Here is an 11,367-nt window from a genome sequence, read left to right as displayed (position 1 = left end):
CCCGGGCCGTTGCGTTCGCATCGCCGGCCAGCATCGGCAGCAGGGCCACGTTGTCGGTCGCATCGAGAAACGGGATGAGATACGGCGCCTGAAAGATAAATCCGATCCGATCGCGACGCAGTTCCCGCAGGTCCGCCCTCTTCCACCCGTTGTCGTACACCACCTCGCCGGCGAGGGTGAAGCGCCCGGACGTGGGCTCGATGACGGCGCCCAGGCACTTCAGCAGGGTCGTTTTTCCCGACCCGGAAGGGCCGATCAGACCCACGACCTCGCCGGGGTCGATCGTCATGTCCACACCCTTGAGCGCGTCGACCGCCGCGTTTCCGGATCCGTATCGTTTCGTGAGATTCTCGATGAGAATCGCGGGGGCCGCCGAATTCATGCGCTCATCCTCCAATCGCTTCCGCCGGATCGACGCGCAGCGCGGCGCGGATCGCCAGAATCGACGCCAGCGCGCAGATCGCCAGCGTGAGCACGAGGGCTCGCAGCGCGTCGTTCGTCTCGAGCAGGACGTATTTCGGGAAGACCGGCGCCCACAGGGTCGCGGCGAATTTGCCGACGAAAAAGCCGATCGTACCCAGGCCCAGGGCTTCTTGCAGGATCATCGCCGCCACGGTGCGGTCCCGGGTGCCGATGAGCTTCAGGACGGCGATCTCCCTCATTTTCCCGAGCGTCATCGTATAGATGATGAATGCGACGATCGCCGCGCTCACGATGGCAAGGATGACGAGAAACAGCGCGATCTGCCGGGCGGCGGTGGCGATCAGTTTCGCCACCAGGATCTCCTCCATTTGCGCGTTCGTGTAAGCGGTCAAATGCTTCCATCGCCTGATCCGTTCGGCGACCTCGCGCCCGTCATGGCCTTCCGCGACACGCACCAGCACGGCGTTGACCCTGCGACTGGACGTCTGGATCGCATCGACCGCGCCCAGGACGCCGGGCTGGCCGGGGCGATTCACGGCGGGATTGGCCGCGAGCCGCATACGGTCGTTGGCGATCGCATCGTTGTCCTTGAGAAACTGCGCTTCCTGGGCATCCTTGAGAGGGATGAAGACCATCGGATCGCCGTTGGACGACACCATCCGGCGCGTCAGTCCGACGACCTCGTACTCGTTGCGCCGGATTTTGATGCGGTCCCCCACCTCGAATCGCGTCTTCACGTCGGCGACCGCTTCGTAGTGCGACCGGCCGATGGGACGCCCGGCAACGAGAAACGCGGGCCCCCCCATCTGTCCCGGAGCATATCCCGCGACCATGACCCGAATGCCTCCGTTCGCATGGCCGACCTGCATCGTGAGAAAGGCGACGCTGCCGGTCTGCGCGACACCCGGAAGCCCCTCGATGCCGCGGTAGGCGTCGTCCGGGATGCTGGACGGCTCCGCGAAAGGTCCGAGCGTGTCTTTTTGCACGACCCAGATATCCGTCCCGACCGCGCGCAGCAGCACCTGCGCGTCATCGACCATTCCCCGGTAGACCCCCGCCATCGTCAGAGTCACGCCGATGAGCAGACCGAGGCCCATCCCGGTGAAGATGTAGCGTCCCAGGTGATTGGCGATGTCGCGGCGCGCCAGGTTGATCATGGCCGCCCGGCCTTCCGCTCACGCACGCGGACACCCTCGTGCAGCTGCGCCGAGCTGTAGACCACGACCGGATCTCCCGCGTTCAGTCCCGACCGAACGCGCGCCAAACCGTCTTCCCCGCGGATTCCGAATTCTACCGGATGGAATTGCGCGCGGCCCCCGATCGCCCGCCAGACTCCGCTTCGACCGGCGTTTCGGACAATGGACGCACCGGGCACCGCCGGCACGCCGATTTCGGCGGGCAATTGGATCGAGACTTCCGCCAGCTCGCCGATGTAGAGACGATCGGGCGGCGTGTCGAATGTCACGTCCACCAGGCGTTCCTCGGTGACCGGATCGCTCCGCATTTCGATACGGGCTACGCGGCCCGCCATCGACTCGTCGGGCGAAGAACGCAACGTAATGCGGGCGGGCTGGCCGACCTGGACGTCGCGGGCGCTCGACTGGTCGATGCGCACCCGAACCCACAGGCTTTCCGGCACGACGAGACGCAGGACGGACTGTCCGGCGACGACCGTCGTGCCCGGTTCCGCGTCCCGCGACACGATCACGCCGTCCGCGGGGCTCACGAGCCTGAGACTGTCGCGCTGATTCGAGACGGCATGCATGTCCGCGTCGATCCGTTCGATGTCCTGCTTCGCGACGGCGGCTTTCGCCCGCGCCGCCGCCAACGCGGCTTCCGCGCTTTCGAGTTCGCTGTTGCTCGTGTCGAGTTCACTGAGTGGAATGACCTGCTGTTGGTACAGCGCCTGATTTCTCGCCTGATTCGTTCGGGCCAGCTTCGCGCGGCTTTCGACGTCGGCAACCTGGGCATCCGCCGCCGCAACCGCCTGACGGGCTCCCGCCCTCGCGCTTCGAGCGGACTGCACCCGTCGATCCAGGTCGATCGGGTCCATCTCGGCCAGCAGTTGCCCCGATTTGACCACGTCGCCCTGGTCCACCAGGACGCGCAGAACCCTCGCCGGCGAAACGGGTCCGATCGTGTAATCCAGGCGCGCCTCCACGGTGCCGATGCCGAAGGCCACGGGCTTCACGTCCGCGATCTCGACCGTCGCGGTCTGAACGCCGACGGGGGCCAGCGGGCCGTGCGTCGTAATCATCCAGACGAATGCGCCCAGGAACAGAGCGAATCCCCCGGCGACCAATAGCGTTCTCCTGGCGGGAATCATGAAAAGTCCTCCTTGCCGCCGAGCGAACGCAGCACGGACCGCCATGCGCGCTCCTCGATATCGTGCGAATCCGGCGAAAGCGCTCCGTCCTTTCCAGCGAACAAAAATCCGATGGCTACTCCGGTAATGACCAATACTGCGGCCTCGACATCAACGTCCGCGCGAATGAGGTCCTGGCGCGCGGCCTCGCGGATACACGACGCGATGTAGGCTCGTCCCCGGTTTCTGAGCGCGGAGATTCGCGATGGCCCTTCCACTCCCATGGCCAGCGCAAGATGGTCGGAAAACAGGAGCGTCAGCGTCTCCGGTTCCGCCAAGGCCAGCCGGATTCGACCGAGAACGAACTCCCGGAGCCGCTCGACCGGATTCTCGACGGCCAGATTCATCGAATCGATCAACCGCTCCTGAATCCGCTCGAATGCGGCAACGGCGACTTCACTCATGTCCTTGAAGTGACCAAAGATGGTTCCGTCCGTGATCCCGACCTCGCTGGCCAATCGGGCCGCCGTGAATTCGCGCAAACCCCGCTCGCCGATGAGCTTGATGGCCGCATCCGCGATCTCCCTTCGTCTTACCGCCGCGGGCCTTCGACTGGTCATCAGATCTCCTAGCAAGTACTTGCTAGATTATGCGTTTGCCGTCGCCCCTTGTCAAGCGTCCCTCTTTGCCCACCGAATTTCTTCGTCCGAAACAGGTCGCGCACCCGTCCGTCAACGGACACTGCCATCGCCGCGACGCGAACACACCGCTCGCCGAACGGGTTCTGAATTCTAGCGGGCGCGTGCCGCAGGGACTTCCGCGCCGCGTGATGAGGGTTCACGCGCTACAGGCGCGAATTCGGAGAATCGGGGAGTTGGCGGGGCCGAATCGCGCTTGACAGCGGTGGGGAAATTGCCTATATCGAGCGGCCTGTTACGGGCCGACTTGCCCGCAGCGCGTGATTTTTCCCGTCAAGGGTAACGACCATGTTGAAGACGTACAGCGCCAAACCCGGCGAAGTGGAGCGGAATTGGGTCCTGATCGACCTCGACGGTCAGGTTCTGGGCCGTGCCGCCACCACAATCGCCGATCTGCTCCGGGGCAAGACCAAGCCCGAATTCACGCCGCACGTGGACTGCGGCGAGTTCGTCGTCGCGATCAACGCGGCCAAGGTCAAGCTGACCGGCAACAAGCTCGACCAGAAGACCTACTACCGCCACTCGGGCTACCTCGGCCACCTCAAGAGCGAGACGGCCAAGGACCTGCTGGCGCGCAAGCCCGAGGAGATCCTGCGTCAGGCGGTGCGCGGCATGCTGCCCAAGACCGATCTCGGCAAGAACCTGCTCAAGAAACTCAAGATCTACTCCGGCGCCGAGCATCCGCATTCGGCTCAGCAGCCGGTCACCCGCGCGCTCTGAGGATCGACATGAACGACACGCCGGAAACCGTCACCGAAGTCAGGCCCCCCGCCGCCCCCGAGGCGCCCGGCCGCGTGCAGCTCCTGCCGCCGCCCGAGGGCAAGAAGTTCCAGGCCACCGGACGACGCAAGACCTCGGTCGCGCGCGTCTATCTCGTTCGCGGCAAGGGCGACATCTTCATCAACAAGCAGCCCATCGATCAGTACATGTCGCGGGAGATCAACTCGATCGTCCTGCGTCAGCCGCTCGAACTCACCGGCGCGGGAGCGGTCGTGGACGTGCACGCCAACGTGGCGGGCGGCGGCCTCACCGGACAGGCGGGCGCGATTCGCCACGCCATTTCGCGCGCGCTGTGCGAGTTCAACAAGGACCTGCGGCCGATTCTCAAGAAGGCCGGTTTCCTGACCCGCGACGCCCGCGAGGTCGAGCGCAAGAAGTCCGGACAGGCGGGCGCCCGCAAGCGCTTCCAGTTCAGCAAGCGCTAAACAGAATTTCGATCCGAAATCGAACGCCGCTCCCCTCCGGAGCGGCGTTTTTCATTGGCGCGCGACGTGCCGCGGCCATCACGGGAAGATGCCGCGCTCCCGGTAGACGTTCTGCAAATGCTCGAGCGCCACGATCTGCGCCGCCGTGCGCGGGTCGGTGGCGTGGCGCGCCGCCGTCTCGCGGACGCGCTCGTACGCCGCGACGATCTTCTTGTGCAGCTTTGCGTCCACCTCGTCGAGCTCCCACGCCTCGCTGCGCTTGTTTTGCAGCCACTCGAAGTAGCTGACGATCACGCCGCCCGCGTTGCACAGGATGTCGGGCAGCACGTCGATGCCGCGCTCGCGCAAAATCTCGTCGCCGTCCGGGTCCGTCGGGCCGTTCGCGCCCTCGGCCACGAGACGCACGCGCAGCCGGTCCGCCGTGCGCGCCGTGATCTGATTTTCCAGCGCCGCCGGGATGAAGATGTCGGCGCGCGTCGCCATGAAGGTGCGATGGTCCACCGCCTGCGCGCCGGCGAAACCCGCCACGCCGCCGTGTTCGCGGGCATGCGCGAGCAGCGCGTCCACGTCGATCCCGAGCGGATTCGCGATCGCGCCCGTCGCGTCCTCGGCCGCCACGAGCCGCGAGCCCAGCGGCTTCATCAGCCGCGCCGACCACGAGCCGACGTTGCCGAATCCCTGGATGAAGTGCGTGGTGCGGGCGAGATCGACGCCTTTGTCCTTCGCCCATTGCTCCACGAGGAACACGAGCCCCTGCGCCGTGGCCTTCTCGCGGCCGAGGCTCCCGCCGGACTCGACCGGCTTGCCCGTCACCACGTGCGAGCTGCGGGCGCGTTCCTGCGGCGGGATCGTCGTTTCGTAGGTGTCGAGAATCCACGCCATGATCTGCGCGTTGGTGTTCACGTCGGGCGCGGGGATGTCGTACTCGGGGCCGATGGAACTGCCGAGCGCGTACGTGAAGCGCCGCGTGATGCGCTCCAGCTCCGAGCGGCTGTAGCGTTCGGGCTCGATCTGGATGCCGCCCTTCGCGCCGCCGAAGGGGATGCGTGCGATCGCGCACTTCCAAGTCATCCACGCGGCCAGCGCGCGCACCTCGTCGAGGCTCACCGAAGGATGGAAACGCAGCCCGCCCTTGTACGGCCCGAGCGCGTTGTTGTGCTGCACGCGGTAGCCGGTGAAGACCTCGACCTTGCCGTCGTCCATCTTCACGGGGAAGTGGAACACGATTTCGTTGGTCGTCGTTTCCAGGATCTTGCGGATGTTGGGGTCGAGCCCCATGACGTCCGCAGCCTTGTTGAACTGGTGAATGACGTTGTCGAAGAGCCGGGGCGCGTCGCCGAGGTGTTTCTGGGCGGCGGGCGCGGTGCGCAGCCGTGCGACCGGCGTCGATGTCGGGATGGCATTGTGAACCATGATGGTCTCCTGGCGATTTCGCGCGAAAGGCGTCGCCTACCGGTAGTCCTCGCATCGCCACACGCCGCCTTCGGCGACCGGATGGGTGCAGGTGTCGCGAAAATCGCAATTGACGCACAGCCCGGTTCGGGCGGTCGGCTTGAGTTCGACGTGCGTGAAGATGGGCGTGTCCGAGATCGCGCGCAGCACGAAGTCGGTCTCGTGATCCTCGCAAAACAGCACGGGGCCGTTCGCGCGACCCCGGTTCATGCAGGTCGCCTGATGCCGGCAGTTGGCGCAAAGGCCGAGGTTCGCGCTCGCGACCGGTTCCGGGGTGAACGCGTTCTCCATCGACAACGCGGGGTCAAACGCTTTTGGGCTGGTCACCATGATCGACTCCGTTGGACTCGGGTAATTCCGAGGTTCATTCCGGTCCAACGTATACGCAATCGCGGTGCCAACGTGGGGCGAATCGCATCGCCCGGGCCGTCACATGAAATTAATACTGTAAATTCAAATAGTTATGCGGCGTGACGGGACGGCCGGATGCTCGCCAACCCGCCACGCCTAAGTCAAAAAGGCGGGGCATTTCGCCCCATAGGGGCGTTTTACCCCATCATTCCGGCGCTTCCGAAAGACCAAATCGCTTGGTTTTTTCTCGAAGCGTCTTGCGGTCGATTCCCAGGATTTGCGCGGCGCGCGTCTTGTTGCCGCCGACCGCGGTCAGCACGGAGCGGATGTGCCGTTCCTCGTTTTCGGCCAGCGTCATCAGCGGTCCCGGGGGGCGTTCGACGGAAAAGCGCATCATCTCGGGCAGGTCCGCCGCGCCGATGCGTTCGTGGTCGGACATGACCACGACGCGCTGAACGATGTTCTCGAGTTCGCGCACGTTGCCCGGCCAGTCGTAGGCTTTCAGGGCTTCCAGCGCTGTATCTTCAAAATCCGGGGTGTTTCGCCCCAGTTCGCGAGCGAATTTTTCCACGAAATGCCGGGCGAGGATCAGAATGTCGTCCCCGCGTTCACGCAGCGGCGGCACCACGATCGTGAGGACGTTGACGCGAAAGTACAGGTCTTCGCGAAACGCACCCTGCTTCACGAGGGCCGAGAGATCCTTGTTGGTCGAGGCCAGGATACGTGCGTCGATGCGCCGGGGGCGCGTCGAGCCGACCATGCAGACCTCTTTCTCCTGAAGGACGCGCAGGAGTTTCACCTGCATGGCGACGGAGATCTCGCTGATTTCGTCGAGGAAGATCGTTCCGCCGTCCGCGGTCTGGAAGAAGCCCGCGCGCGACTCGATGGCGCCGGTGAACGCGCCCTTGACGTGGCCGAACAGCTCGCTTTCGAGCAGCCCTTCGGGGATGCTCGCGCAGTTGACCGGCGCGAAGGGCCCGGACGAGCGCGCGCTGTTGTAGTGGATCGCGCGGGCGACGAGCTCCTTGCCCGTTCCGCTCTCGCCGGCAATCAGCGCCGTGGCGTTCGAAGTCGCCGACTTCGCGACATCGGCCAGCACCCGCCGGATCGCGGCGGAATCGCCGAGCAGCCCATGACGCAGGTGTTTGAGCGTCGCGGCCTCGACGCGGCCCGCTCGGCGCAAGCTCAGCTTGTCGAGGAGCCGTGCCACCGCGCCCAGCAGCTCGTCGTCGGTGAAGGGCTTGGCGAGATACTCCCCCGCGCCGAGTTTGACCGCTTTCACCGCGCCCTCGATCGACGCGTAGCCCGTGATCATCATGACCTCGGTGTCTTCGCGGTTCTCGCGGATGTGACGGACGAGATCGAGTCCCGATGCGCCGGGCATTTTCCAATCGGTGACGACGAGATCGACGGGTTCGCGGTCGAGCACGTCGAGCGCGTCGGCGACGCGCGCGCAGGCCAGGACGCGGTAGCCGTTCGCGCGCAGGTTGCGCTCGATCACCTCCAACGTGTCGGGCGCGTCATCCACCACCAGGATCGTCGATTCGCTCGCCGTCTTGGACATGTCAGGTTCCGTTTCGTCGTTTCGATCGCCGCTCGGTGGGCAGGTGAATCTCGAACCGCGTCCCCGCGCCTTCGCGGCTCTCCACGCGAATCGTCCCGTCGTGCGACTGCACGATGCCCTGCACGACGGCGAGGCCGAGGCCCGTGCCCTCGTTTTCGGCCTTGGTCGTGAAAAACGGCTCGAAGACGCGCGCGAGGTCTTCGTCGCTCATCCCATGGCCGGTGTCCTGAACGGCGAGCATGACGCCGTCGCGGTCGCGCCGCGTTTCCACAAAGACCGTGCCGCCGCCGGGCATGGCCTGCACCGCGTTCATGACGAGGTTGACGACGATCTGCCGAAGCTGCGCGGGATCGCCCAGCACGTTCGGCAGGTCGTCCGCGAGACGGCGCACGACGCTCACGCCTTCGCGCGAGCAACTCCATTCGAGAAAAAACAGCGCCTCTTCCACGGCGGCGTTCGGGCTCGCGGGCACGCGGTGAATGGGCGCTTTCCGCGCGAAAATGAGGAGCTTGCGCACCACCTCGCGCATGTGCAGCGCGGCTTTGACGATCCGCTCGATGTCGGCGACCGCGTCGGCCGGAAGATCCACTGATTTGCGCGCGAGCTGCGCGAATCCGAGGATGTTGCCGAGCGGCTGATTGAGCTCGTGCGCCATTCCCGCGGCGATCTGCCCGATCGTCGCCAGCCGGTCGGAATGCGCGAGCTGGTCGTGCAGCGAGGTGCGTTCCGCGCGCGCCTGCCGCTCCTCGACCACCAGGGCGATCTGGCGTGCGACGACGTCGAGCAGGTGCCGTTCCTCGCGCAGAAACGGCCCTTCGTCCAGCGCGGGACGCTCGTTCGTATAAATGACTTCGACGAAGCCGCGCTTTCGCCCCGCGACCCAGATGTCCGAACGCAGTGTGCCCGGTCCCTCGGCAAATGGGGCCGACGTGAACACGGCGTCGTCGAGCGCGATCCGCGCGGTCGCGATCTCGGGATATTGCCACGCGGGCGGCAGGATATCGGCCACCTGCCGCAGGATGTCGTCGGCCGTCGTCTCGCGCTGCTCGATCAACCGCGAGATCGCGTAGAGACACTCGAGTTCCTTCACGCGTTCGCGCAGGGCGACCACGCCGCGACGCTGGCCGAGGCAGCGCGCAAACGTGGACGCGAGCTCGCCGGCGAATTCCACGGCGGCGGCGAACGAATCCGGCGCGTCGCGCCACGCGGCGTGCAGAAAGCCGAGATGTTTGCCGTCGAGCGACATGGGGATCCAGGCCACGGCGGCAAACGGGCCGTCCGGCCCGGTGGGCAGGCGCTCGCGATCGGCATCGGGCAGCCAGGCGTCGTCGTGCGCGCGGGCATCGAGACGCAGCGCGCCTGTCGATGTAAAGATCGGCGATGATGGATCGAAGCGACCGCCCGCGAGATCGGCGAACAACTCAATATCGCCGTCGATGACCGCCAGGCTCTTTCCCCGCTCGTCCCTCGCGCTGCGGAATAGATCGATCGTCGCCCGCGCATGCGACTCCGACCGCCGCGCCCGGATGATCTGGCCGTGGTCGAGCACGCGCAATTCGACAACGTCGCAGCGCAGCATCCGCGCGAGCAGTCGGCATACGTTGTCCAGATATTCGGCGCGCGTGAGGTCGGTGCGCGTCCAGTCGAGCACGCGGTCGACGAAATGCTTGAACGTCGACGTGCGGTCGGGTCGCGCGTCGTTCTCGCCGGTAGCGTCGATGGGTACGTCGCTCATGCTTTCGCCGTGCCGCCCGATGACCGGGCGGACGCATCTTACACGAGATGAGCGCGCGCGCCGATCAGTTCGGCGCGCTGCCGGACATGAGGCCCAGCGTGTCGACGAGGGCGCACAGGTTGTGCTGCACGTAGTCGATCTGGATCGTCGGATTCGTGAACGACTCCATGAACCCGCCGAGCGCCTTTTTCGGCGTCGGAAAAAACATCACGTTGTCGTTCGTGTACTGCGAACGAAGTTGCAGCCCCGCCGCCAGAATCGACGCCTTGCGGTACTTTTCGGCGAGCGCGGCGTCGCCCAGGCGCAACGCGATCCGCGCCAGCGCGCTCGTTCCCTCGGAGCGCGACGCGGTGGCCGAGGCCGACGGATTCTTCGCGTGGCCGCCGATGACGTCGATCGTCGCGCCGGTCGTGTTCTGCTTCGAGACCATGCTGTCGCCGATGAAAAACGCGTGGGCGACGAGCGGGTCGTCGATCTTCGCGTCGGGCAGGTTCTCGATCGCGAGGATATACCACTGGTCCTGCTGGATGTCGGGGGCCATCTTGCCCGCGTCGCGCACCGTGCGCTGGTATTCGAGCAGTTTTTTCGCGACGTCCACGATCGCGGGATCGGGATCGAGCGCGTTCAGCGCGAGCAATCCCGCGGCGCATTCGGATGGATAGTAGGGATAGTCGAAATCCTTCGACTTCTTCGGCTTGTAGAAGTACTTCTCCGTGAGCTTGCCGTCGGGACCGACACTGAACCGGATGAACCGCGCCAGACCGCGCATCACGTCGAGGTGCGTTCGGTCGCCGGTCACGCGGGCGTGCGTGGTGAGGGCAAGCAGCGCGATGCCGGCCGCTCCGGTCTTCGCCTCGCCGTCCTCGCGATCGACGAGCGCCACGAAGTCCGCGCCCGCCGCGCGGTCGGTTTCGGTGGGGCCGTCCATCTGATCGAGCATCCAGCGCAAGCCCGCGTCGGCGGCGCCCTGCACGGCGGGGGCTTTCGTCAGTTCGAAGACGCGCCACAGCGCCCACACCGCGCCCGCGTGGCGCAGCGGGTTGTACGACGACGATTCCAGATCGCGCTGCGGATAGTAGCGGTACCCGAATTTCCCCGTCTTCGCGTCCATGCCGCGCACGATGTAGTCCGCGCCGGCGTCGATCGCCGCGCGGACGGTTTCGGGCGTCACCGGCATGTCGTGGCGATTGACGCCGAGCAGCGGGACGATCTCGCCGCCCGGGCCGTCGAGGATGCTGCGCGTCGTGAACTGCACGAACGTCGCTTCCTGATCCTCCTGAAACTTTTCGCGCACCACGTCGCCGAGAACGCGCTGCTTGACGAGGCGTTTCATTCCCGCGGCCTTGTAGTTGCCCTCGGTGGAGAATGCCTCGTACCCGAGCAGCTCGCCGGGAAGCACGGGGATCATCGGATCGGTGTTGAAGATCAGGCCCTCGCGCGCGAAATCCCACTTCCAGTTCTTGTCGAAACGCGCCGTCTTGGAGGCGGAGGTCGTGTTGATCACATCGATGCGCAGACGCGGGTTTTCGAGTTCGTGCGGCTGGCACATGCGCGCGAGAAGCTGCCCGGCGTGCACGGTCGCGGCCTCGAGCGATTCGCCGAAACCGAACGCGGTCTTGGCGCGTTCGTTGGGG

11 protein-coding genes are annotated in these 11,367 nt (G+C 65.8%); 2 read left to right on the top strand and 9 right to left on the bottom strand.

Annotated features, from left to right (window positions below; translation table 11 throughout):
• The 4 genes from IT350_16895 to IT350_16880 all read right to left on the bottom strand — a co-directional run.
• The coding region (locus tag IT350_16895) for an ATP-binding cassette domain-containing protein (protein ID MCC6159733.1) at nucleotides 1-382 on the bottom strand (382 nt) is incomplete at its 3' end.
• 4 nt (nucleotides 383-386) lie between these two features.
• Complete coding sequence (locus IT350_16890) at nucleotides 387-1,580, bottom strand: ABC transporter permease (GenBank protein MCC6159732.1); 1,194 nt, start codon at nucleotides 1,578-1,580, stop codon at nucleotides 387-389.
• Complete coding sequence (locus IT350_16885) at nucleotides 1,577-2,749, bottom strand: efflux RND transporter periplasmic adaptor subunit (protein MCC6159731.1); 1,173 nt, start codon at nucleotides 2,747-2,749, stop codon at nucleotides 1,577-1,579. Before IT350_16885 ends, IT350_16890 begins: the two co-directional genes overlap by 4 nt.
• Entirely contained in the window at nucleotides 2,746-3,348 is a 603-nt protein-coding gene (locus IT350_16880) for a TetR/AcrR family transcriptional regulator (protein ID MCC6159730.1), read from the bottom strand. Before IT350_16880 ends, IT350_16885 begins: the two co-directional genes overlap by 4 nt.
• Nucleotides 3,349-3,714: 366 nt before the next feature.
• Between IT350_16880 and rplM the strand changes: the two genes are divergently transcribed.
• Together rplM and rpsI are read left to right on the top strand one after the other, a co-directional pair.
• Entirely contained in the window at nucleotides 3,715-4,146 is a 432-nt protein-coding gene (rplM, locus tag IT350_16875; protein MCC6159729.1) for a 50S ribosomal protein L13, read from the top strand.
• Nucleotides 4,147-4,154: 8 nt separating this feature from the next.
• Entirely contained in the window at nucleotides 4,155-4,631 is a 477-nt protein-coding gene (gene rpsI / locus IT350_16870; GenBank protein ID MCC6159728.1) for a 30S ribosomal protein S9, read from the top strand.
• 78 nt (nucleotides 4,632-4,709) lie between these two features.
• Here rpsI and IT350_16865 read toward each other — a convergent pair whose 3' ends face one another.
• From IT350_16865 to IT350_16845, 5 genes are all read right to left on the bottom strand, one after another.
• Nucleotides 4,710-6,044 (bottom strand): Glu/Leu/Phe/Val dehydrogenase, encoded by a 1,335-nt coding sequence (locus IT350_16865; protein MCC6159727.1) that lies wholly within the window; start codon nucleotides 6,042-6,044, stop codon nucleotides 4,710-4,712.
• Nucleotides 6,045-6,080: 36 nt separating this feature from the next.
• Entirely contained in the window at nucleotides 6,081-6,413 is a 333-nt protein-coding gene (locus IT350_16860; protein ID MCC6159726.1) for a hypothetical protein, read from the bottom strand.
• 226 nt (nucleotides 6,414-6,639) lie between these two features.
• Nucleotides 6,640-7,998 carry a sigma-54-dependent Fis family transcriptional regulator gene (locus tag IT350_16855; protein ID MCC6159725.1) on the bottom strand — a complete coding sequence of 453 codons (1,359 nt, stop codon included), beginning with the start codon at nucleotides 7,996-7,998 and terminating at the stop codon, nucleotides 6,640-6,642.
• Nucleotide 7,999: 1 nt separating this feature from the next.
• Complete coding sequence (locus IT350_16850; protein MCC6159724.1) at nucleotides 8,000-9,733, bottom strand: ATP-binding protein; 1,734 nt, start codon at nucleotides 9,731-9,733, stop codon at nucleotides 8,000-8,002.
• A 64-nt stretch (nucleotides 9,734-9,797) separates the two neighbouring features.
• Nucleotides 9,798-11,367: hypothetical protein (locus IT350_16845; protein MCC6159723.1), on the bottom strand; the 1,570-nt coding region annotated here is incomplete at its 5' end.

The sequence above is a fragment of the Deltaproteobacteria bacterium genome, assembly GCA_020845895.1.
In the GTDB taxonomy this organism is placed as follows: Bacteria; Lernaellota; Lernaellaia; order JACKCT01; family JACKCT01; genus JADLEX01.
Note: the sequence above shows the minus strand (reverse complement) of the source record. Positions and strands in the feature narration are given on the sequence as shown.

Excerpts from the sequence above, each read along its gene's own strand:
- IT350_16890 (MCC6159732.1), bottom strand. The coding sequence starts at position 1,580 with ATGATCAACCTGGCGCGCCGCGACATCGCCAATCACCTGGGACGCTAC.
- IT350_16885 (MCC6159731.1), bottom strand. The coding sequence starts at position 2,749 with ATGATTCCCGCCAGGAGAACGCTATTGGTCGCCGGGGGATTCGCTCTG.
- IT350_16880 (MCC6159730.1), bottom strand. The coding sequence starts at position 3,348 with ATGACCAGTCGAAGGCCCGCGGCGGTAAGACGAAGGGAGATCGCGGAT.
- rplM (MCC6159729.1), top strand. The coding sequence starts at position 3,715 with ATGTTGAAGACGTACAGCGCCAAACCCGGCGAAGTGGAGCGGAATTGG.
- rpsI (MCC6159728.1), top strand. The coding sequence starts at position 4,155 with ATGAACGACACGCCGGAAACCGTCACCGAAGTCAGGCCCCCCGCCGCC.
- IT350_16865 (MCC6159727.1), bottom strand. The coding sequence starts at position 6,044 with ATGGTTCACAATGCCATCCCGACATCGACGCCGGTCGCACGGCTGCGC.
- IT350_16860 (MCC6159726.1), bottom strand. The coding sequence starts at position 6,413 with ATGGTGACCAGCCCAAAAGCGTTTGACCCCGCGTTGTCGATGGAGAAC.
- IT350_16855 (MCC6159725.1), bottom strand. The coding sequence starts at position 7,998 with ATGTCCAAGACGGCGAGCGAATCGACGATCCTGGTGGTGGATGACGCG.
- IT350_16850 (MCC6159724.1), bottom strand. The coding sequence starts at position 9,733 with ATGAGCGACGTACCCATCGACGCTACCGGCGAGAACGACGCGCGACCC.